Consider the following 19588-nt stretch of genomic DNA (forward strand, 5'->3'; position numbering starts at 1 on the left):
GCGGTCCGGGCGGGACCGGTACTTCCGTCGGAAGTGCCTCGCCCCGCGGCCGATGTGGGTGGGGGGTCCGCGGGGCGAGGGTCTTTCCATGAAGCAGCTGCTGGAGCTACTCGGTTTTCTCGCCCTGGCGCAGGGCGTGATGGGCCTCCTGCACGAGTTCACCGACTGGCATGTGGGTCTCGTGCAGCGGATCGGTTTCCTGGACGGCTACGGGGTCTACGCGAGCGTCGCCCTGGTCGTCCTGGCGTTCGCGCTGTTCGCCGTCGCGGAGAGCCGGAGGTGAGGCCCCGGTCGCTCAGCAGCCGTGGTCGACCAGGTCGAACGAGGCGTAGTGGTCGGCCGTGTAGTAGTCCTCCCGCGTCTCCTCACCGGTGACGATGCGGCGCGCGCCGCGGGTGGAGGAGCCCGGTGTGATGACCGTGTACTCGTGGTAGTACCCGCTCGACTGGCCGGGCAGGACGCCTTCCCGGTTCTGGAAGACCGACCCGTCCTGCGAGTACGGATAGGGACCGCCCTGCTCGATCAGGTCGAGCGTGTCGTGGGCCTGGGAGGGCAGGTCGCTGTAACAGACGCTGCCGACCGCCGTGGCGGCCGCGTTCGCCGAGGTGGCGGTCACCGTGCCGCCCACCAGGAGGGCGGACATCAGGGCGGCCGCGGCGCCGATACGGGTTGCTCGTGGGGGGAATCTCATGGATCCATGATGACGCGCGTAGACGATGGCATGTCAATGACAAGTTTGGGGATTTTCCCGTCAGGTCCGAGGAGTTTTCGGGGAGTTAACCTGCGGGGAGCTCGTAGGAGCCGTACTCCGGAGGGCCCGTGACGTCGTACGTCTGGATGGAGACGCCCTTGCCGGTGACACGCCCCTCGGTGTGCCGGAACGCGGTCGGGACGGCGCCCTCGGGGAAGAGGCGGTGGCCGGCGCCCAGCACGACCGGGAAGGTCAGCAGATGGACGGTGTCGACCAGGTCGAGGGCGAGCAGGGAGCGGGCGAGAGCGCCGCTGCCGTGCACCTGGAGCTCGCCGTCGGTGCGCTCCTTGAGGGCGGTGACCTCCTTGGCCAGGTCGCCGCCGATCACGGTGGTGCCGGACCAGGCGGGGTCGGTGAGGCTCGCGGAGGCGACGTACTTGGGCAGGGCGTTCAGCTTGGAGGCGACCGGGTCGGCCGGGTCGGTGTTCTTCGGCCAGTAGGCGGCGAAGATCTCGTACGTACGACGGCCGAGGAGGAAGGCGCCGACGCGGCCGAAGACCTCGTCGACGAACCGGCCGAAGTCGTCGTCCCCGTACGGGACGGTCCAGCCGCCCTGCCGGAAGCCGTCGCGGGTGTCCTCGTCGGGCCCGCCGGGGGCCTGGTGGACGCCGTCGAGGGTGACGAAGCCGGTGAGCACGAGCTTGCCCATGGCGGGTGCCGCCTTTCGGAGGTGGGGTCTGTTGTCATCAGGGCAGACCCCCGCGGCACCCGCAACTCATCGGTGGGCGTTCGAGGAGTGCGGCGGGTGTCAGCCGCCGAGTTCCTGGTGGCGGGCCGCCAGCGCGGCCCCGCCGGTCTCCGTGAGGGAGCCGAACAGCCGCAGCCGGGAGATCCCGCCGTCCGGGTAGATGTCCACGCGCGCGTGTGTGCCGACCACCGGGGCCGCGAGGACGAAGCGGTGGTTGGTGTCGGGCTGGAGGCGGGTGCGCGGGAGGATCTCCGTCCAGTCGCCCTCCTCGCCGTCCCGCACCGATACCGACGCCCAGCCCGCGCTGTTGCCCTTGAGATAGGCCGTGTCGATCTCCAGGGCGCGGATCCGCGACTGGGCGGCCAGCCGGTAGCTGATCCAGTCGTTGCCCTGGTCGCGGCGGCGGCGGGTCTCCCAGCCGTCGTCCATCTTGCGGGAGCGGCCCGGCTGGATGGTGTGGGAGGCGGGTGAGTAGAAGAGGTCGGAGGCGTCCTCGGCCAGGCCGCCGTTCTCCAGGGCGACCACGTCGAAGGTGCCGAGCGCCTCCAGCCACGCCGGGTCCGGGACGACCTCGCCGTGGACGCGCAGCCGCGCGATGCCGCCGTCGGGGTGCTGGTTGACACGCAGGTGGGTGAAGCACTGCTCCACCGCCACGGGGAAGCCGTTCGCCGCGTGACCGCCGACCGGGGTGCGCGGGACCAGCGTCGTCCACTTCACGTCGTCGGACAGCAGGTCCTGCGGGGACGGGGAGCCCGGCAGCGAGGTGCCCTCGACCGACACCGCCTGCGGGTAGTTGCCGCGGAAGTGGGCGGTGTCGACGACGATGCCGCGGACGACGCCCGGGGCGCCGAGGCGGACCAGCGCCCAGTCGTGGTCCTCGGCCGTCGGCCACGGGTGGTCCACGGAGGCACCGCGGCGGCGCCTGGTCTCCCAGCCGTCCATGATCTTGCCCTTGTGCCCGAAGTGCTCGGGGTCGAACTCGGCGGGCCCGGGCACCAGCAGGTTCTCGCGCTGGGCGAAGAACTCGTCGTTGGCGGCGATCACCGCGGCGCCGAGCCGCCGGTCGGCGAGGTCGGCGTACCGGGTGAAGGGGAAGTCGGCGGTGCGGTAGTCCGCGTACGGGTCGCCGCCTCCGTAGGGGTTCGCGTCGCCGGTGAAACTCTGGGTCGCCGTCACGATGATCAGGTCTGCCTTTCGGAGTCGGCCGCTCGCGGGAGCGGGGAACCACGGCCGCGGGGCCGGGTGGATCAGGGGGTGCGGGTGAGGAGCTGCCCCTTCGGGTCGGTGAACTCGCCGTCCGCGACGATGCGTTCGCCGCGCAGCCAGGTGGACTTCACGACCCCGTACAGGGTCTTTCCGGCGTACGCCGTGACGCGGTTGCGATGCTGGAGGGCGGCCGGGTCGACGGTGAACGTCTCGTCCGGTGCGAGGACCGCGAAGTCGGCGTCGCGGCCGGCCTCGATGGCGCCCTTGCGGTCGAGGCCGACGAGGGCGGCCGTCCGTGACGACATCCAGCGGACCACGTCCTCCAGGCCGTGGCCGCGCCCGCAGGCTTCCGTCCAGACGGCCGCGAGGCTCAGTTGGAGGCCGGAGATGCCGCCCCACGCCGTCGCGAAGTCGTCCGTCTTCAGATCCGCCGTCGACGGCGAGTGGTCGGTGACCACGCAGTCGATGGTGCCGTCCGCCAGGGCCTGCCACAGCAGGTCCTGGTTGGCGGACTCGCGGATCGGCGGGCAGCACTTGAACTCGCTGGCGCCGTCCGGGACTTCCTCGGCGGTGAGGGTGAGGTAGTGCGGGCAGGTCTCGACGGTGAGGCGGACGCCCTCCGCCTTGGCGGCCGCGATCAGCGGCAGCGCGTCGCAGGAGGACAGATGCAGCACGTGCACGCGTGCGTCGAGGCGCTTCGCCTGCGCGATGAGCTGGGCGATGGCCGTGTCCTCGGCGTCGCGCGGGCGGGAGGCCAGGAAGTCGGTGTACCGGGGGCCGCCCCGCTGCGGGGCCGCGTCGAGGTGGTGCGGGTCCTCGGCGTGCACGATCAGCAGACCGTCGAAGGAGGCGATCTCGGCGAGGGAGCGGGCCAGCCCGTCCTGGTCGAGGTGCGGGAACTCCTCGACTCCGGAGGGCGACAGGAAGGCCTTGAAGCCGAAGACGCCCGACTCGTGCAGCGGGCGCAGGTCCTTGACGTTGTCGGGCAGGGCGCCGCCCCAGAAGCCGACGTCGATGTGGGCCTTGTCGGCGGCGACCTCCTGCTTGGTCCGCAGGTGGCCGACCGTCGTGGTGGGCGGGAGCGAGTTGAGCGGCATGTCGACGAGGGTGGTGATGCCGCCGGCGGCCGCGGCGCGGGTGGCGGTCCAGAAGCCCTCCCACTCGGTGCGGCCGGGGTCGTTGACGTGCACGTGGGTGTCGACCAGGCCGGGCAGCAGGACGTGGTCGCCGACGTCCTCCAGGCGGGCACCGGCCGGCACCTCCGCGTCGTACGCCAGGACGGCGGTGATGGTGCCGGCGGAGACCGCGACCGAGGCGGCGCGTGTCCCCTCCGGGGTGATGACGCGCGTCGAGCGCAGCACCAGTTCTACGTCGGACACCCGGACCCCTCTCGCGGATTTACTTCCACGTAACGGAATTCAACGTTCTGTTGAAGGAGTCTTCACTCCCGCCCTCACGCCGTCAAGGGCGCGCCTCCCCAGGGGACCACAAAGGCTCCCTCTCTGGACGTTTCCACAAGACGGAAATATAATTCCGCCCAACAGAACGTAGCTACGCACCATCGGGGAGTCAACCGACCGACGGGTAGGCTTCTGCCCTTCCCGCCTGTCCGAAAGGAACGCGCCGTGCCGACGTCCAGCGCCAGCACCACCGACTCCGCGAAATCCGCCAGCGGCGGAGTCCAGTCCCTTGAGCGCGCCTTCGACCTGCTGGAACGCATGGCGGACGCAGGCGGTGAGGTCGGCCTGAGCGAGCTCTCCGCGAGCAGCGGGCTGCCCCTGCCGACCATCCACCGGCTGATGCGCACCCTGGTGTCCTGCGGATACGTACGCCAGCAGCCCAACCGCCGCTACGCGCTGGGCCCGCGCCTGATCCGCCTCGGCGAGTCCTCCTCCCGGCTGCTCGGCACCTGGGCCCGCCCCTATCTGGCCCGCCTGGTCGAGGAGACCGGCGAGACCGCGAACATGGCGCTGCTGGACGGCGACGAGATCGTCTACGTGGCACAGGTGCCGTCGAAGCACTCGATGCGGATGTTCACCGAGGTCGGCCGGCGCGTCCTGCCGCACTCCACCGGCGTCGGCAAGGCCCTGCTCGCCAACACCCCGGACGCCGAGGTGCGCGCCCTGCTGGCCCGCACCGGCATGCCCGCCGCCACGGAGAAGACGATCACCACGCCGGACGGTTTCCTCGCCGCGCTGGAGGTCGTGCGCCACCAGGGCTACGCGGTCGACGACAACGAACAGGAGATCGGCGTCCGCTGTCTCGCGGTGTCCGTCCCCAACTCCCCCACGTCCGCCGCCCTGTCGATCTCGGGACCGGCGGGCCGGGTCACCGAGGCGGCCACGGAGAAGATCGTGCCGGTGCTCCAGCAGGTGGCGGTGGAACTGTCGGAGGCACTGGCCAACCCGGGCGGCCCGGCCGCCTGAGAACCCCCCGGGCGGCCGGAGAACACCTCGGCCGCATCCTTGCGGCGCCCGGGGAGACCCTCAGCGGCGCGGCGGCTGCGCGAACAGCTCCACCGCGTCGCGCACCTGCGCCAGCCCCCGGGACAGCGCACTGACGGAGCCGATCGCGCCCGCGATCAGCAACAGGGAGCGGCGCAGTCGCGGCACCTCGGGCGTTCCGTCGGCCGTCATCGCGGCCAGCACCGCGAGTTCGTCCTCGGCGATAGCGCGATCGGGGAACTCGGCCGGGTGCGCGGCGAGTTCGCGGCGCAGGCGAGACACAGCCGTCCGCAGTTCCGCCACTCTCAGATCCTCGTCGCTGCCGCTCACCGGCCTCTGCCCCAAGCTCCGCAACACAGCTCTCCCCCTCGCACGCCGTTGTGCGCCCGCATGTTCTCCGATCCCGCCGGGCATCCCGTGCGCGCTGATCGGGCGCCGGGGGGACGCGGGTCAGTAAACGCCACCCCGGACCGGGTACGCCACCGCCCTGACCGAAATTCGGCCCACGGAAACCGGGCGCCCGCCGGGGCGTCAGGTATGCAGGACCCATGACGGAGAACGCACGGGAGAAGGAACGGGAGCGGGCACGGGCGAACACCCGGCAGGTCGCCGGGGTGCTCCTGGCCGCGGGAGGCGGGCGCCGGCTCGGCGGACGCCCCAAGGCACTGCTCGAACACCGGGGACGGCCACTGGTCGAGCACGCGATCGGCGTGCTGCGGGCGGCCGGCTGCACCCGCGTCCACGTGGTCCTGGGAGCCGGGGCCGCCGCCGTACGGGAGCGGGCGCGACTCGACGGCTGCGTGCTCGTGGACAACCCGGAGTGGGCCGACGGCATGGGCTCCTCACTGCGGGCCGGGCTCGACTCGCTCTCCCGCACGGACGCGCGGGCCGCACTGGTGTCGCTCGTCGACCAGCCCGGCATCGGACCGCGGGCGGTCGCGCGCGTGCTCGCCGCCCACCGGGACGAGTCCTCCCTGGTGTCGGCCGCCTACGACGGCGTCCGCGGACATCCCGTCCTCTTCGGAGCCGCCCATTGGGCGGGCATCGCCGCGACTGCCACCGGCGACCGGGGGGCACGCGCCTATCTGAAGGAGCACGCCACGGCGATCGAGCTCGTCGAGTGCGGGGACGTGGCCCTGCCGTACGACATCGACACGGAGGCCGACCTGATCCACCTTGAGTGAGCGGGGTGGCACCGAGCGCCACCCCGCCCCGGTTTGCCTCGACTCGGAGAGTCTTGATATCAACAAACCATTGAAGTTCCACAATGAGGAAACTAGTATCCACTGTTCAGAAGCGCCTGACCGCTCTCCGGGCGTCCGTCGCCCTCCCGTGGTCGACTGGCACCCGGTGCCGCAGCCCGAACGCAGCTCGCTGAAGGAAGTGACCGCTCATGTCCGCACCAGCGCCGTCCCCGCTGGCCATCGTCGACGCCGAGCCCCTGCCGCGGCAGGAGGAGGTGCTCACCGAAGCGGCCCTCGCCTTCGTGGCCGAGCTGCACAGCCGGTTCACGCCCCGGCGTGACGAGCTGCTGGCCCGCCGTGCGGAGCGCCGCGCCGAGATCGCCCGCACCTCCACGCTGGACTTCCTCCCGGAGACCGCCGCGATCCGCGCGGACGACTCCTGGAAGGTGGCCCCCTCCCCCGCGGCCCTGGACGACCGCCGGGTCGAGATCACCGGCCCCACCGACCGCAAGATGACCATCAACGCCCTCAACTCGGGCGCCCGGGTCTGGCTCGCGGACTTCGAGGACGCCTCCGCGCCGACCTGGGAGAACGTCGTCCTCGGCCAGGTCAACCTGGCCGACGCCTACACCCGGAACATCGACTTCACCGACGCGGCCTCCGGCAAGTCGTACGCCCTCAAGGACGACGGCGAGCTCGCCACCGTCGTGATGCGTCCGCGCGGCTGGCACCTGAACGAGCGGCACCTCGTCGCCGCCGACGGCAGCCCGGTCCCCGGCGCCCTCGTCGACTTCGGCTTGTACTTCTTCCACAACGCCCAGCGGCTGCTGGACCTCGGCAAGGGCCCGTACTTCTATCTCCCGAAGACGGAGTCGCACCTGGAGGCACGCCTCTGGAACGACGTGTTCGTCTTCGCGCAGGACTACGTCGGCGTCCCGCAGGGCAGCGTCCGCGCGACCGTGCTGATCGAGACGATCACGGCAGCGTACGAGATGGAGGAGATCCTCTACGAACTCCGCGACCACGCCTCGGGGTTGAACGCGGGCCGCTGGGACTACCTGTTCTCCATCGTCAAGAACTTCCGTGACGGCGGCGCCAGGTTCGTCCTCCCGGACCGCAACGCGGTGACGATGACGGCCCCGTTCATGCGGGCGTACACCGAACTCCTGGTCCGCACCTGCCACAAGCGCGGGGCGCACGCGATCGGCGGCATGGCGGCGTTCATCCCCTCCCGCCGTGACGAGGAGGTCAACAAGGTCGCGTTCGAGAAGGTCAAGGCCGACAAGGACCGTGAGGCGGGCGACGGCTTCGACGGGTCGTGGGTCGCCCACCCCGACCTGGTCCCGATCGCCCTGACCTCCTTCGACGCCGTCCTCGGCGACAAGCCGAACCAGAAGGACCGGCTGCGCGAGGACGTCGACGTCAAGGCGGCCGACCTGATCGCCGTCGACTCCCTGGAGGCGAAGCCGACGTACGACGGTCTCGTCAACGCCGTGCAGGTGGGCATCCGTTACATCGAGGCCTGGCTGCGCGGCCTCGGCGCGGTCGCCATCTTCAACCTCATGGAGGACGCGGCGACCGCCGAGATCTCCCGCTCGCAGATCTGGCAGTGGATCAACGCCGGCGTCGAGTTCGAGCACGACGGGAACGTCGTGAAGGCGACCCCGGAGCTTGCCCGCGAGGTCGCCGCCCGGGAACTCGCCGACATCCGCGCCGAGATCGGTGAGGAGGCCTTCGCGGCCGGCAACTGGCAGCAGGCCCACGACCTGCTGCTCACGGTCGCCCTCGACGACGACTACGCGGACTTCCTGACGCTGCCGGCGTACGAGCAGTTGCGCGGCTGAGTCACTGGGCGGGCTGGTCCCGCGCGGGCGTGTCCGAGTGGCCCAGGGACTTTCCCGGGGCCACTCGGTCGCGTACGACCCGCTTCACCGCGGTCGGCTCCGGGAAGCCCTGCTCGCGGCGGTCCCAGACGACCTCGTCGTCGACGCGCACGACGAAGACGCCGCCCGTGCCGGGCTTGAGGGCGAGTTCCGACAGCTCCGCCTCGAAGGTGGTGAGCAGTTCCTGCGCGAGCCAGGCCGCGCGGGGCAGCCAGCGGCACTGGGTGCAGTACTCGATCTCGACACGGCCACTCATGCCAGATGCACCGACCCATCCTGTTCCACGGCCGGCCTGCCGTGCAGGTCGGGGACCCGCTTGAGCCAGTTCGGCCGGCCTCGCTCCGTCTTCGCCGCCCGGAGGGCCTCCTCGGCGGCGCGTTCCTCCCGGGTGGGAAAGTCGGTGGGGAGCCAGGCGGCGGAGGCCCGCACGCGCGCGTGGAGGTAGCCGACGTACGCCTCACGGACGTCGTCCGGGGTGGCGAAGCCCGGCTCGTCGGCCAGCCAGGCGTCGGGGACCTCGGCCGCGATCTCCCGCAACAGCCTCTCCGTGACCCGGGGCGCCAGCTCCGCGTCCGCCGCCCGCACGTCCGGCGCGGAGTGGCCGAGGGCGTGGTGGCGGAAGTCGTAGGCCTTCCCCGGGTCCGCGCCGTCCCAGCGGTGGTGGAAGACCAGCGCGGCCCCGTGGTCGATCAGCCACAGGCGCGGCGGCGCGACGCCGAGGGCGGGCCAGACCATCAGGTTGGAGCTGTGGACCGTACGGTCCACGTTGACCGTCAGGGCATCGAGCCACACGATCCGGCCGGCCTCCAGCGGGTCGACGGGGAACGTCCTGGCGATCTCCGGGGTGAAGTCCCGGGCGCCCGGCAGGTAGTCCATGCCGAGGTTCACGCCCGCGCTCGCGCCGTGGAGTTCGCGGACCTCCTGGTGCGGTTCGTCGTCGGCGATCGCCGGGTCGAAGTGCACCAGGACCAGCTCGGGGAAGCGCAGGCCGAGGGCGCGGGCCAACTCGCCCACGATCACCTCGGCGACCAGCGCCTTGCGACCCTGTGCGGAGCCGGTGAACTTCACGACGTACGTGCCCAGGTCGTCGGCCTCGACGACGCCGGGCACGGAGCCGCCGGACCTCAGGGGCTCGACGTAGCGGGTTGCGGCGACCTCTCTCAGCATGTCCTCAACCCGTCAGTCGCGGTGTGCCCTGTGCCTCTGTCATCAAGTGAGCATAGTAACCGAGGGTGACAGTCGGCCGTCGTGGACGTGGGACGCCCTCGCTTCGCCCCGCTGGACCGGGATCGTGCCGGAACGGGAGATCTCCAGCAGCACCCGCTGGAGCGTCCGCCGGAGTTCCGTCATGGTGCGGCGGGCCTGTGGGGTGTCGGCGTAGATCGAGTTCATGTGGAGGCCGGAGGTGTCCCGCTGGAACCAGGAGGAGGTGCCGTTGGTGCGTGACGCCCAGACGTGCGTCGTGGGCCGCCAGCCCTCGTGGTGCTCGGCTCCGGGGACCTTCCTCATGTCGGCGTAGGAGAAGAAGTTCACCGGGAACGGCCAGGTGAGCCGGGCGAAGTCGGCCGGGGCCAGCAGCTCCCACACCCTGACGAACGGCACGTCGATGCTGCGCAGCATGTCCGTGAAGCCGGTCCGCACGTTGGCCATCACCTCGGCGAAGCTCTCTTCCGCCGTCACGGAGAACTCGATGGGCATCGTGTTGACGAACCAGCCCATCGAGTGCCGCCAGTCGCCCTGGCCGCGCTCGCTGACGGGCATCAGCCCGCGGTAGACGCCGGGGCCGCCGGTCTCCCGGAGGGAGATCGCGACCGCGGCCAGCACCCCCATGAACGCCTTCCCGCCGGCAGCGCGGCACCGGCTCTCCAGCTCCGCGGTCTGCCGGGCGTCGAGGAGCGGGTCCGCCTCGTTCACCGTGGGGTAGGTGCGTCCCGGCTCGATACCGAGATCGAGGGGGAATCTGGGGAAGAACTCGCCGTTGCGCGCGATGAAGGACTTCCAGTAGTCCAGCCGGCTGTCGGACTCGCTGATCGACAGATAGCGCCGGCGCTGTTCCTTCGCGAAGTCCAGATAGCTTCCGGCGGCGGGGAGTTCGACCGCGTCGCCGGCCGCGTGGGCGGCGTAGGCGGCCTGGACGTCGCTGACGACGTTCGGCATCGACATGCCGTCGCACACGATGTGGTCGAAGGCGAGGTACACCGTCGAGGAGTCCTCCCGGACCACCGCGCCCATCAGGAACAGCGGCCAGGAGAGCGTGTCGATCCGCTCCTTGAAGCTGTCCGCCAGGTAGGTCCGGAGCTCGTCCGCACAGTCGAACTCGCCCATGTCGACCGCCGCCAGGCCGATGTCCCGCGGCCCCAGCGGCTCGCACGTCAACTCTCCGGCCAGGCGCCGGAATTCGCACCGCAGTACCTCGTGCCGCCGGGCGAAGTGCAGCAGCGCCGATTCCAGTGCCTCCCGGTCGAGGGTGCCGGACACCTCGAAGGTGACGGCGAGCCAGGACTGGAACAGATCGTCCGCCCGGCGGCCCTTCTCGGCCACGGTGAAGTGCTTGTCCTGGTTGAACGAGGCCTTCTTGAGCGGCCCGTCGGCGCCGCCGCCGGCCCGCTCCCCCGTCCGTCGCAACCGCCACTCGACCAAGCGCCCGGGCGCCAGGTCGAGCGTCTCCAAGGGGAACTGCCTCATGCTGAACTCTCCCGCCGACGAAGAACGACTCTCCGGACGGGTAACGACCGTGCGCCGAACAGGTGGCGACCTCGGGCCTCCCGGTGCGCTCCGCGAAGGGGGATCAAGGAGGGATCGAGGAGAGCTCCTGGGCACCGGCGCTCATCCGGCCAGTGGATTGGGCAGCGGCAGGTAGCGGGCGTCGGCGCCGTCCGCGCCGGTCCAGCGCAGCAGGAGGTTGGTCTTGCCGGGCAGGGTGGGTGCGGCGAGCAGGGCGGCGATCTCGGGGAGGTCGTGCCGGGACAGTTCGCGGCGGACGGCGGGCCAGGGGTCGAGGCCCGGCCGGCGTTCGGCGAGGGCCGCGGCGATCTCGCAGAGGTGGTTGACGACCAGGCAGTACACGAGCCGTTCCCAGCCGTCCGCCCGGGTCACGTCCGGCAGCAGCCTCACGCCCTCGGCGTCCCGGAACAGCGCCTGCACGGGCGTCCCGTCGGCGTCGACGGCGACCAGCGTGTTCTGCAGATGTGCTTCGAGTACGACGCCGTGGTCGGCGAAGGCCGTCAGGACCGGGGGCACGACCTGGGCGAGGTAGGCCTCCCACCACGCCACCGGATCCGGGGCGGTGTCGAGCGGGCTGCCGGGGAAGCCTTCCACGAGGCCGGCGGCGAGCAGCGGGGTCGCGCCGGGCACCAGTCGGTCGCGCAGTCCGTCGCGGACCAGGACGGCGAGTTCCTCGAAGGCGAAGTCCGCGGTGCGGTAGCCGTGGTCGCCGAGCCAGGCCGCGGGGCCGGTCTCGAACGCCTGGACGACCGCCGTGTCGGTGCGGCGCAGCCTCAGCAGGTCGTGGCGCCACAGCCGACGGATGTCGTTGGTGATGCGCACGTCGAGACTGAACTTCAGGAAGAGGTCGTGTGCGGGCAGGTACAGCGTGCGGATCGCGGCCGTGGGCCAGGCCTCGAAGGCGGTGGTGCCCAGGTGGATCAGACGGCCGTCGGCGAAGGCGGGGGCGAGTTCGCGGGCGGCGAGGTCGAGCTGCCAGGGGTGCGCGGGCAGCAGCCGGTAGCCGGGCGGGGCCTCGCCGAGCGGGTCGAGGGCCGCGGTGTCGCCCTCCTCGGCGACCGTGTCCGCGCGCAGTCCGAGCAGGGTCAGCGGGAAGCGGGCGTGCGCCTCGGGGGCGTAGGGCAGCCAGTCGGCGACCGGGCCGCCGCCGCGGGCCTTGGGCGCCGGGTGGTGGGGGTGGCCGGTGATGAGGGACTGCTCGGAGAGCAGGTACGGGTCCTCGGGTGCCGTGGCCCGGGTGCGGGCGGTGAGCAGCGCGGCGACCGCGTCCCGGCTGTCGATCATCTCGGCGGGCAGTTCGTGGTTGGACAGGCCGGTGTGCCGGACCAGTTCCTCGGCGACCAGTTTCACGAGTTCCGGGTGGCGGACGGGCTGCCAGCCGCTCGCCGTGCGCACCTCGGGGCCGGCCGGCCGCCGTTCCCCGCGCACGCGCAGCAGTCGGCCGCTCGGCAGCCGGTACTCGCTGTGCACCCGGTGCGCACCGGCGGGCGGCAGGTGTTCGGCCACCTCCCGCAGCAGGCAGTTGAGGAGGGGTGCCGCCGCGTAGGCGTCGGCGAGGTCCGCCACGTCGCCCCGCGGTGCGGCGTCGTCGGCGGGCGGGGGGATGAGATCCACGCGTTCCACTCGTTCTCCACGGTCCACGGTCCGTTCGGGCGGAGACGATCAGTACGTCCGCCGTCGCCACCTGACGATCAGTATGTCTGTCGTCACCACCTGTCGTGACATCCGCTTCGTACCCGAGGAGCCCACCCGTGCACCGTCCCTTCAGCGCCGAGGCCGAGGTCGCCGGCGAGCTGGCCGTCGTACGCCCGGGCCTCGTGCCCCGGTACACGGCCGAACTGCCCGGTGCCCGGGCGGCCGTGCTGACCCGGCTGTGGCGCGCGCTCGCCTGTGAGCCGCTGCCGTGGCTGGTGGGCCGCTCATCCGGCCGTCAGGGCCTCACCCTGCGCCTCGCGGACGGCCGCCGGGTGCGCGGACCGCACCCGGATCCGTACGCCACCGCCGGGTACGTCACCGAGGTGTGGCTCGACGAGACGGTGTACGACGATCCGGCCCGGCTGATGACCGACCTCGGCGTAGCGCACGGCGGGGACTTCGCCACCGAACTGGGCCACAGTGTCGCTTCGTTGGCGCTGTCGCGGGCCGGGCGGCCGGCTCCCGCCGAGGAGTGGCCGGAGCACGACTGGGAGTGGGAGCAGCGGGTGGTGGACGGGCATCCGTTCCACCCCAACTGCCGTTCACGGCCCGGCTTCTCGGTGGCCGAGCAGCTGGCCTACGGGCCCGAGCACGGGCCGGTCGTGCGGCTGGGGCTGCTGCCGGTGCCGGCCGACGAGTGCCTGGTGACGGGCGACTGGCCGGCCGGGCTGCGGGACGAAGCACCGGACGGGGCGTGGCTGTTGGTGCCGGTGCATCCGTGGCAGGCGGAGCATGTGCTCAAGCGCCGCTGCGAGAGCGGGTTCGACGCGCATCCGCTGATGTCGCTCAGGACGCTGGCCCGGCCGGACGGGCCGCACGTCAAGACCGCACTGAGCGCCCGGCTGACCTCTTCGGTGCGGGACATCTCCGTCTACTCGATCACCCACTCCGCGACGCTGTCGGCGTTCGCGGAGGCCCTGGCGGCCCGCCTGGACGGGCTGCTGCACGTCACCCGCACGCTGGGCGCGGTCACGGCCGGCTCGCCGGACCTGGCGGCGGTGTGGCGCGAGTCGCCGCAGACGTACGCGGACGTACGGCGCGGCGAGCGCGTCCTGCCGGTGGCCGCCCTCGCCACCACCGGTCTGCCCGAATCCCCGGCCTGGCTGGCCGAGTTCACCCGACTGGCCCTCACCGTGGGGCTGCGGCTGCTCGACCTGGGCGTGGCCCTGGAGGCGCACGGCCAGAATCTCCTCGTCGTGCTGTCGTCGACCGGCGCCCCGCTGCGGCTGGTCTACCGCGACCTCGCGGACATCCGGGTCGCTCCGGCCCGGCTGGCCCGGCACGGCATCGCGGTCCCCGAGCTGACCGGACGGATCGTCACGGACGACGAAACCACCCTGCGCCGCAAGCTGTTCGGCTCCCTGGTGGCCGGGGCGCTGGCCGGTACGGCGGGGTCGGGGGCGGCGTTGGCGGGGGCGCTGGAGGTGGCCGTACGGGATCTGCCGCGGACGCCCGATCTCGTGGCGCTGCTCGAAGAGCCGCTGCCCGCGAAGGCGTTGACGCTGATGCGGCTGTCTCCGGGCACGCCGGGGGACCAGTGGACCGGACTGCCCAACCCCCTGCGGTGAGCGGTCGTTTTGGAGTGCGGCGCTCCTGGTCAATAGGATCCGCCGATGATCACAAGTAAACGGCTGGCGGCGGGAGTGTGCGCCCTGCTCGCCGCCCTGGCGGCCGGGATCGTCCTCCCGGCCGCGGCCCACGCCGGTGAACCCACGGGCGAGGCCACGCCCCAGGTGGACCTCGTCCTCGACGTCAGCGGGTCCATGCGGACCCGGGACATCGACGGCGGCACCCGGATGGCGGCGGCGAAGCAGGCGTTCAACGAGGTGCTGGACGCCACGCCCGAGGACGTCGAGCTCGGCATCCGGACCCTCGGCGCCAACTACCCGGGCGACGACCAGAAGACGGGCTGCAAGGACACCGCGCAGCTCTATCCGGTCGGTCCGCTGGACCGCACCGAGGCCAAGACCGCGGTGGCGACCCTCTCCCCCACCGGCTGGACGCCGATCGGTCCCGCCCTCCTCAAGGCGGCCGGCGACTTCGACGGCGACGGCTCCAAGCGCATCGTGCTGATCAGCGACGGCGAGGACACCTGCGCTCCGCTCGACCCGTGCGAGGTCGCCCGGGAGATCGCCGCCAAGGGCATCGGCCTGACCATCGACACCCTCGGCCTGGTCCCCAACGCCAAGATGCGGCAGCAGTTGAGCTGTATCGCGGAGGCGACCGGCGGGACGTACACGTCGGTGGAGCACACCGACGAACTGACCGAGCGCGTCAACCAGTTGGTGGACCGGGCGGCCGATCCGGTGGTGACGCCGGTCGCCACCGAGGGCGCCGAGGCGTGTGCGAAGGCGCCCACGCTGAAGTCCGGCCTGTACACCGACCGCGAGGAGTTCGGCAGTCAGCGCTGGTACCGGGTGGACGTCGAGCCCGGCCAGGAGCTGCGGGCCTCGCTGAGCGTGGGGGCCGACCGGGCCGTGAACCCCTCCTACGGGGTGCTGTTGCGGGCGGTCACGGTCAACGGCCGGGAGATCGTGCGCGGTGAGGCCTCGGGGGACGGCCGTACCGATGTGATCTCGACGGGGCTGCGCTATCCCAAGGCGGAGAGCGACGACGACGAGGCCACGGACGCGGCCGAGCCCGTCTGCCTCCAGGTCACCAACTCCTTCTCCGTCGCCTCCGGGGTGAAGACCACCCCGGGGCTGCCGCTGGAGCTGACCGTGGACGTCGTGGACGGGCCCTCGGCGGCGGGCGACGTGGCCTCCTTCGGCCTCGGGCGCGGCTGGTGGCTGCTCGGGGCGCTGATCCTCACCGGCTTCCTCGCCGGTGTGCTGTGGGGCTGGCTGTCGCGTCTGCGGATCGCGGTCTGGAGGACCAACTGATGCGGATCACAAGCGTGTTGAGCGCCGCTTTCGTCACTTCCCTTGCCTCCCTGCTGGTGCTCGGGGCGGCCGGCGTCCCGGCCGTGGCCGACTCGACGCCGTCGCCGAGCGCCTCGCCGGACGGTTCGGCGCCGACGCGGGCGGGCACGTCCTTCCGTACCGCGACCGAGATCGAGCAGGGCCAGGCCGCCACGGCGGACGGCTCCGCGGGCGACTACCTGTACTGGTCGTTCCCCGCGGACGCCGGGCAGCGCCCCACCGTCGAGGCGACGGTGAAGCTCCCTGAGTCGCACGCCGCCGAGACCTGGCAGATCGACGTGTACGACGGCCTGCGGCGCCGCCAGGCCTGCCAGTACGGGGCGCAGTCGCGCACCGCCGCGGCGGGCACGTCCTCCGTGGAGCTGGCCTGCGTGCTGCGCACGGTCCGCGCCTGGTCGGAGCCGTGGGCCAACGACCCGCTGCCCGGGACGTACTACGTCCGGCTGACGGTCGTGGACCTCACCACGGCGGACCTGGGCCTGCCCGTCGGGACGGAGGTGCGGGTCGACTCCAAGGACATCGGGGGTTCGGCCGCGGTGGACGGCTCGCTGACCGAGCCGCTGGTACCGGGTGTCGCGGTCAGGTCCACGCAGGACGAGGACGATTCGTCGGACTCGGCCGTCCTGTCCAGCCTTGAGCCGGACGACGGCTGGTCCTCCGGCTGGTGGTCCGACCGGTGGGCGTGGACCGCGCTCGGCGGTGTGCTGGCCGCGCTGGCGGGGGTCGGCGGATACACGCTGACCCGCGGGAGGGGCCGCCCGTCACGGGTACCGCCGGGGGTCTGACAGTACGTCAGGAGGCCCGTCGCGCCGGGGGATCGTTCCCGCTCTCGGTGCGGCGGGCCTCTCACATGTCCCGCAACGCCTTCGCCAGGGTGCCCTCGCCCGCCACCTCGATCCGGCCGTCCCGCACCGCGTCGGTCACGCTCAGCTCGCCGCGGGCGACCGCCGCACCCGTCTCCGCGTCCAGGGCGAGCCGGGCGTCGGGCTCGACGGGAGCGGGACCGTCGCCGTAGACGGGCCCCTCCTCGGTGCCGACGTGGAGATGGAACTCCCCTTCCTCCAGCCGGACTTCGACGGTTCCCTCGCCCTCGATCGCCCGCAGCAGCGGCAGCGCGAACCAGTGGGCGCGCACCGCGTCGGTGGGCCGCCGCTCGCCCAGTTCGGGCATGCCCCATGCCCCAAGGGCCTGGAGGACCGGCAGCAACGCGCGTCCGCGGCCGGTCAGTTCGTACACGTACGCCGCGCCGGGCGGCGGCAGCCGACGCCGGGTCGTCAGTCCGTCGCGTTCCATGTCCTTGAGCCGGGAGGCGAGTACGTCCGTGCTGACGCCCGGCAGGTCGGCGTGCAGGTCGGTGTAGCGGCGCGGACCGCCCAGCAGCTCCCGGACGATCAGGAGCGTCCAGCGGTCGCCGACGACATCGAGTGCCCGGGCGGCGGAACAGTACTGGTCGTAGCTTCGGCGCGGTGACATGCGACGCAGTCTAGACATGTTGTTGGACTTTCCAAGCTCACACTTGGTAAAACCAAGTACCACCACAACCGGAGGGGCGTAAGCGCATGGAGTTCCGGCAGTCGAGCAAGCTCAGCGAGGTCTGTTACGAGATCCGCGGCCCGGTCATCGAGCACGCCGACGCGCTGGAGGAGGCAGGCCACAGCGTGCTGCGGCTGAACACCGGCAACCCCGCGCTGTTCGGCTTCGAGGCGCCGGAGGAGATCCTCCAGGACATGATCCGGATGCTGCCCCAGGCGCACGGCTACACCGACTCGCGCGGCATCCTCTCCGCCCGCCGGGCCGTCGCGGGGCGCTACCAGACACTGGGCCTCGAAGTCGGCGTCGACGACGTCTTCCTCGGCAACGGCATCTCCGAGCTGATCTCGATGTCCGTCCAGGCCCTGGTCGAGGACGGCGACGAAATCCTCATCCCGGCCCCCGACTTCCCCCTCTGGACGGCCGTCACCACCCTCGCGGGCGGCAAGGCCGTCCACTACCTCTGTGACGAACAGGCCGACTGGTACCCGGACCTGGAAGACATGGCGTCGAAGATCACCGACCGCACCAAGGCCGTGGTCATCATCAACCCGAACAACCCCACCGGCGCCGTCTACCCGAAGGAGATCATCGAGGGCATCCTCGACCTCGCCCGCCGGCACGGCCTGATGGTCTTCGCCGACGAGATCTACGACCAGATCCTCTACGACGACGCCGTGCACCACTCGGTCGCCGCGCTCGCCCCCGACCTGGTCGTCCTGACCTTCTGCGGTCTGTCGAAGACGTACCGGGTGGCCGGCTTCCGCTCGGGCTGGCTGGTGGTCACCGGCCCCAAGCAGCACGCCAAGAACTACCTGGAGGGCCTGACCATGCTGGCCTCCATGCGGCTGTGCGCCAACGCGCCCGCCCAGTACGCCATCCAGGCCGCGCTCACCGGCCGCCAGTCCATCCACGAGCTGACCGCGCCCGGCGGCCGGCTGCACGAACAGCGCACCGTGGCCTGGGAGAAGCTCAACGAGATCCCCGGGGTGTCCTGTGTGAAGCCGAAGGGCTCCCTGTACGCGTTCCCGCGCCTGGACCCCAAGGTCCACAAGATCCACGACGACGAGAAGTTCGTCCTGGACCTGCTGCTGCGGGAGAAGATCCAGGTGGTCCAGGGCACGGGCTTCAACTGGCCGGCCCCCGACCACTTCCGCATCCTCACCCTCCCGCACGCCGACGACCTGGAGGCGGCGATCGGACGGATCGGGCGGTTCCTCAGCGGCTACCGGCAGTAGGCGGCAGGTGTCGGCGGAGGAACCGGCGGTCGGACACAGGGGCGGCTGTCGACCCGAGGGGGACCTTCGGCGCGGGGGTGGCTTGCCGGGCGTCGCCGGGTAATCCCTCCCCATGAGCGACCGACCGAGCGACCGACCGCTGCTCCTCCTCGACGTCGACGGCCCTCTGAACCCGTACGGCGCCCGGTTCCTGCGGCACCGCGGCTATGTGAGCCGGCGCCTGCACCCGTCGAACTGGGCGGCCCGCCAGGTGCCGGGCTCCCGTCGGCTGCGGCGGGGACTGCGGGTGCGGCTGCACCCCGGACACGGGGCGCGGCTGCTGACGCTGCCGTACGAGCCGGCGTGGGCGACCACCTGGACGCACCAGGCCAACGAGATGATCGCGCCGGTGATCGGGCTGCCGGGTGATCTTCCGGTCATCGAATGGCCGGAGCCGGTCGCGACCGTCCCGGACGGGCTGTACTGGAAGACCCGGCACGTGGTGGCGTGGGCGGCGGGACGGCCGTTCGCATGGGGCGACGACATGGTCACCGACCTCGACGTACGGCATGTCGAGGCACACCATGACGGGGCGGCGCTGCTGCTGCGGGTCGACCCGCGCAAGGGGCTGCGCGAACCCGAATTCGCGGAGTTGGAGCGGTGGGCTCGTAGCCTGTGACCCATGGGTGATCTCTTCCTGGTCCGGCACGGCGAGACAGAGTGGTCGCGCTCCGGACGGCACACCGGATGGACCGACGTACCGCTGACCGAGCACGGCCGGCAGGAGGCGCGGGGCCTGGCGCCGCTGATCCGCTCGCACCGGATCGGAGCCGTGTTCGTCAGCCCCCTGCAACGGGCCCGGGAAACCGCCGAACTGATCGGGCTGCACGATCTGCGTATCGACCCCGACCTGCGCGAATGGGACTACGGCGGGTACGAGGGCATCACCACCGTCGAGATCCAGCGCACCCGGCCGGACTGGTTCCTGTTCACGGACGGGGTCACGCCCGGGCCGCCCGACCGTCCCGGCGAGAGCCCGGACCAGGTGGGCGAGCGGGCCGACCGGATGCTGGCCAAGGTGGACGCGGCGCTCGCCGACACCGAGGGGGTCGTGGTCCTGGTGGCGCACGGCCACTTCCTGCGGGTCCTGACGGCCCGGCGGCTGGGGCTGCCGGCGGCGGGCGGGGCGCTGTTCCAGCTGGCGACCGGGACGCTGGGCCGGCTGGGCACCGAGCACGGGCGCCCGGTGATCGCCGGGTGGAATGTCAGACCCGGGTCGTAGTGTTCGAACAGGGTCTTCGGGCGAGTCCGGGCACCGCGTCCCGGCATCGCCGCAGCCCCGCTT

General features: G+C 71.9%; 20 protein-coding genes. 10 read left to right on the forward strand and 10 right to left on the reverse strand.

The genetic code is table 11. The annotated features are described in order from the left end of the window. Positions 1 to 88 precede the first annotated feature (88 nt). Entirely contained in the window at positions 89 to 283 is a 195-nt protein-coding gene (locus ACZ5VD_RS16185; protein ID WP_468547960.1) for a hypothetical protein, read from the forward strand. 12 nt (positions 284 to 295) lie between these two features. Here the strand turns inward: ACZ5VD_RS16185 and ACZ5VD_RS16190 are convergent, their stop codons facing one another. The 4 genes from ACZ5VD_RS16190 to allB all read right to left on the reverse strand — a co-directional run bounded on the left by ACZ5VD_RS16190 (position 296) and on the right by allB (position 4024). Continuing rightward, positions 296 to 691 (reverse strand): ribonuclease domain-containing protein, encoded by a 396-nt coding sequence (locus ACZ5VD_RS16190; protein ID WP_468547961.1) that lies wholly within the window; start codon positions 689 to 691, stop codon positions 296 to 298. Positions 692 to 776: 85 nt separating this feature from the next. Then, on the reverse strand, positions 777 to 1400 hold the full coding sequence (locus tag ACZ5VD_RS16195) for a dihydrofolate reductase family protein (protein ID WP_468547962.1): 624 nt from the start codon (positions 1398 to 1400) through the stop codon (positions 777 to 779). A 99-nt stretch (positions 1401 to 1499) separates the two neighbouring features. Then, positions 1500 to 2615, reverse strand: coding sequence for an allantoicase (alc, locus tag ACZ5VD_RS16200; protein WP_468547963.1), 1116 nt, complete (start codon positions 2613 to 2615; stop codon positions 1500 to 1502). A gap of 71 nt (positions 2616 to 2686) precedes the next feature. Continuing rightward, a complete protein-coding gene (gene allB, locus ACZ5VD_RS16205; protein ID WP_468682542.1) occupies positions 2687 to 4024 on the reverse strand; it encodes an allantoinase AllB in 1338 nt (445 codons plus the stop codon). Positions 4025 to 4270: 246 nt separating this feature from the next. Here allB and ACZ5VD_RS16210 point away from each other — a divergent pair, with 246 nt between their 5' ends. Continuing rightward, a complete protein-coding gene (locus tag ACZ5VD_RS16210) occupies positions 4271 to 5071 on the forward strand; it encodes an IclR family transcriptional regulator (RefSeq protein ID WP_468547965.1) in 801 nt (266 codons plus the stop codon). 60 nt (positions 5072 to 5131) lie between these two features. Here ACZ5VD_RS16210 and ACZ5VD_RS16215 read toward each other — a convergent pair whose 3' ends face one another. Next, entirely contained in the window at positions 5132 to 5419 is a 288-nt protein-coding gene (locus ACZ5VD_RS16215; protein WP_468547966.1) for a DUF5955 family protein, read from the reverse strand. Between the two features lie 218 nt (positions 5420 to 5637). Between ACZ5VD_RS16215 and ACZ5VD_RS16220 the strand changes: the two genes are divergently transcribed. After that, positions 5638 to 6273, forward strand: coding sequence for a nucleotidyltransferase family protein (locus tag ACZ5VD_RS16220; RefSeq protein ID WP_468547967.1), 636 nt, complete (start codon positions 5638 to 5640; stop codon positions 6271 to 6273). Positions 6274 to 6482: 209 nt separating this feature from the next. After that, entirely contained in the window at positions 6483 to 8117 is a 1635-nt protein-coding gene (gene aceB, locus ACZ5VD_RS16225) for a malate synthase A (protein ID WP_468547968.1), read from the forward strand. Position 8118: 1 nt separating this feature from the next. Here aceB and ACZ5VD_RS16230 read toward each other — a convergent pair whose 3' ends face one another. The 4 genes from ACZ5VD_RS16230 to ACZ5VD_RS16245 form a co-directional block, all read right to left on the reverse strand. Beyond that, positions 8119 to 8412, reverse strand: coding sequence for an Rdx family protein (locus ACZ5VD_RS16230; RefSeq protein ID WP_468547969.1), 294 nt, complete (start codon positions 8410 to 8412; stop codon positions 8119 to 8121). Further along, positions 8409 to 9323 (reverse strand): HipA family kinase, encoded by a 915-nt coding sequence (locus ACZ5VD_RS16235; RefSeq protein WP_468547970.1) that lies wholly within the window; start codon positions 9321 to 9323, stop codon positions 8409 to 8411. Before ACZ5VD_RS16235 ends, ACZ5VD_RS16230 begins: the two co-directional genes overlap by 4 nt. Positions 9324 to 9365: 42 nt before the next feature. Further along, on the reverse strand, positions 9366 to 10841 hold the full coding sequence (locus ACZ5VD_RS16240) for a condensation domain-containing protein (protein WP_468547971.1): 1476 nt from the start codon (positions 10839 to 10841) through the stop codon (positions 9366 to 9368). A gap of 141 nt (positions 10842 to 10982) precedes the next feature. Further along, positions 10983 to 12503: an IucA/IucC family protein gene (locus ACZ5VD_RS16245; RefSeq protein WP_468547972.1), complete on the reverse strand. Its 1521-nt coding sequence runs from the start codon at positions 12501 to 12503 to the stop codon at positions 10983 to 10985. A gap of 128 nt (positions 12504 to 12631) precedes the next feature. Between ACZ5VD_RS16245 and ACZ5VD_RS16250 the strand changes: the two genes are divergently transcribed. The 3 genes from ACZ5VD_RS16250 to ACZ5VD_RS16260 are packed head-to-tail and all read left to right on the forward strand — an operon-like array spanning position 12632 to position 16281. After that, a complete protein-coding gene (locus tag ACZ5VD_RS16250; protein ID WP_468547973.1) occupies positions 12632 to 14143 on the forward strand; it encodes an IucA/IucC family protein in 1512 nt (503 codons plus the stop codon). Positions 14144 to 14188: 45 nt separating this feature from the next. Then, positions 14189 to 15457, forward strand: coding sequence for a VWA domain-containing protein (locus ACZ5VD_RS16255; protein WP_468547974.1), 1269 nt, complete (start codon positions 14189 to 14191; stop codon positions 15455 to 15457). Then, positions 15457 to 16281: a hypothetical protein gene (locus ACZ5VD_RS16260; RefSeq protein ID WP_468547975.1), complete on the forward strand. Its 825-nt coding sequence runs from the start codon at positions 15457 to 15459 to the stop codon at positions 16279 to 16281. Before ACZ5VD_RS16255 ends, ACZ5VD_RS16260 begins: the two co-directional genes overlap by 1 nt. Positions 16282 to 16342: 61 nt before the next feature. Here ACZ5VD_RS16260 and ACZ5VD_RS16265 read toward each other — a convergent pair whose 3' ends face one another. Beyond that, on the reverse strand, positions 16343 to 16969 hold the full coding sequence (locus ACZ5VD_RS16265; RefSeq protein ID WP_468547976.1) for a winged helix-turn-helix transcriptional regulator: 627 nt from the start codon (positions 16967 to 16969) through the stop codon (positions 16343 to 16345). Positions 16970 to 17055: 86 nt separating this feature from the next. Between ACZ5VD_RS16265 and ACZ5VD_RS16270 the strand changes: the two genes are divergently transcribed. The 3 genes from ACZ5VD_RS16270 to ACZ5VD_RS16280 all read left to right on the forward strand — a co-directional run bounded on the left by ACZ5VD_RS16270 (position 17056) and on the right by ACZ5VD_RS16280 (position 19525). Further along, a complete protein-coding gene (locus ACZ5VD_RS16270; RefSeq protein ID WP_468547977.1) occupies positions 17056 to 18264 on the forward strand; it encodes a pyridoxal phosphate-dependent aminotransferase in 1209 nt (402 codons plus the stop codon). A 112-nt stretch (positions 18265 to 18376) separates the two neighbouring features. Next, positions 18377 to 18922 carry an HAD domain-containing protein gene (locus ACZ5VD_RS16275; RefSeq protein ID WP_468682543.1) on the forward strand — a complete coding sequence of 182 codons (546 nt, stop codon included), beginning with the start codon at positions 18377 to 18379 and terminating at the stop codon, positions 18920 to 18922. A gap of 3 nt (positions 18923 to 18925) precedes the next feature. Then, positions 18926 to 19525 (forward strand): histidine phosphatase family protein, encoded by a 600-nt coding sequence (locus tag ACZ5VD_RS16280; RefSeq protein WP_468547979.1) that lies wholly within the window; start codon positions 18926 to 18928, stop codon positions 19523 to 19525. Positions 19526 to 19588: the final 63 nt, after the last annotated feature.

The sequence above is a fragment of the Streptomyces sp. NPDC032822 genome, assembly GCF_055578825.1.